Raw genomic sequence first — 1627 nt, forward strand, 5'->3', positions numbered from 1 at the left:
GATGATGCAGGCAATAAACTCTTGACTCATAGCCATGTCTTAGCCGAGTTGGTTGCTCTTGCACTGATCCGCCGACTCCCTCGGGCTAAAGTTTTGGAGTTTGTGGTTGACTTGGTTGATAATCCAGACATTGAAACAGTCTGGGTTGGTGAACAACTACACCGAGAAGCCATGCAGCTTTTAGCTGATCGGCAGGACAAGACCTATTCCTTGTGCGATGCGGTCAGTTTTATTCTGATGCGCCAACGTAGCATAACCGATGCTTTAACCACAGATCGGCACTTTGAGCAAGAGGGATTTTTGACACTCCCCGCCCTGGAAGGACGGGGATTCTTGCTTCCACGGGGTGACTTGTTTAACCAGGCCGGAGCCAGGAAAAATAGAGGTCTCCTCTCCACAAGCGTATTTAGTCTTCGGACTTGGGTTCCGGTGTGCCCCACCGTACCTTTTCAAAATCTATGTCTTGATGCAAAGCGCGAGTGGGGGAAACCCCCATGACCGCGCTGCATCGCTTTAACTAGATACTTTTTTATCTAAATCTTTCATAAACATTTAAGTCGTTAGACCCAATTACGCAATATGTACGCTCTACATATTTTTTACGTTGCCTACTTATGTTTAGACAGTATCTAGCTACACCAAAAGAAAGATTGATTATACTTTTATAGTAGCACACAAAGTGCCAACTTTCAATCCCATTGTCTCTTAGAATTGCCGTCGAACGAAGGACGGGGCGCGATTACCCAATTTTTTTGGTAAGACTATTGCCGCCAGCCAGCTAAAACTGCGTGGAATAGGCATGTTGGTGGAACAGGCATGTTGGTGGAACGGGCATCATGCCAGTTTCATTCCCGGGCGGACGGATGCCCATTCCACTCATATTCATCCGAAGATTCAGCAATGCCGGATTTTTTCCCTACTCCCTACTCCCTACTCCCTACTCCCTACTCCCTTCTTCTTAATACTCACCTACCGTGCCCGTAATTCTGTTTCTAGTTTCCCTAAATCCTCTTTCAGGAAAACCGTAAGTTGGCCAATGAAAGCCTTACCGCTATCATTTTGAGTTATTTCTATCCAATAGCCGTATTTTTCTCCTAACAAGAGTTGACCCTGCTCAGCTGACCACAGTGGTAGGTTTTTTCGTCGTGATAACTCTAAGATTTCTCGAGAGGGATAGGTGTATACAAACTGGGCGCTATTGTAATCTCGATAAATCTGTGGGCCATAGACAGTGCGTAGGGATTCCTCCAGGCGTTCGAGGGTTACCCCATTAACTTGGTCATGGATAGCAATGCGTTCACTGCGAATTGTACTCCGGTCTTTTGGATAAGAGATGCTACCAGGAGGCAAGACAGTGGCTTGAAAGGTAAATCGTTCCCCAGCCGTATCACTTTTGCGAACTACTAAGCCATCTCCAATACCAGGCCGTAGGGTGGGGTGACCGTTAATCCATGCAGCCACTTGATCAGTCCTCTGACCAGGGAGGGCGTTAACCCGATTGCCGGTTAGTGCGAATATAATGCCCAGTGATAGAAATGACCCTATTTTTATGACATTCATAGAGAGCACCTGTTACCTGAGTTTTGGGTAAATCCTAGCATTTTTATACTCAAACAGAAAAACCCAG

At 46.3% G+C, this 1627-nt stretch carries 3 protein-coding genes; 2 read left to right on the plus strand and 1 reads right to left on the minus strand.

Features of this window, described 5'->3' with window-relative positions; genetic code table 11:
• Positions 1 to 498 (plus strand): PIN domain-containing protein (locus F6K53_RS40890; protein ID WP_293085967.1); only part of this gene is annotated, 498 nt, incomplete at its 5' end.
• Between the two features lie 338 nt (positions 499 to 836).
• Positions 837 to 962: a hypothetical protein gene (locus tag F6K53_RS40895; protein ID WP_293065956.1), complete on the plus strand. Its 126-nt coding sequence runs from the start codon at positions 837 to 839 to the stop codon at positions 960 to 962.
• Positions 963 to 969: 7 nt separating this feature from the next.
• On the opposite strand, the gene F6K53_RS40900 is transcribed toward F6K53_RS40895, so the two are convergent.
• Positions 970 to 1560 (minus strand): hypothetical protein, encoded by a 591-nt coding sequence (locus F6K53_RS40900; protein ID WP_293085970.1) that lies wholly within the window; start codon positions 1558 to 1560, stop codon positions 970 to 972.
• Positions 1561 to 1627 lie beyond the last annotated feature (67 nt).

It is taken from the genome of Moorena sp. SIO4A1 (genome assembly GCF_010672065.1).
Lineage (GTDB): Bacteria > Cyanobacteriota > Cyanobacteriia > Cyanobacteriales > Coleofasciculaceae > Moorena.

Coding starts and splice junctions, on each gene's coding strand:
- F6K53_RS40895 (WP_293065956.1), top strand. CDS start 837: ATGCCAGTTTCATTCCCGGGCGGACGGATGCCCATTCCACTCATATTC.
- F6K53_RS40900 (WP_293085970.1), bottom strand. CDS start 1,560: ATGAATGTCATAAAAATAGGGTCATTTCTATCACTGGGCATTATATTC.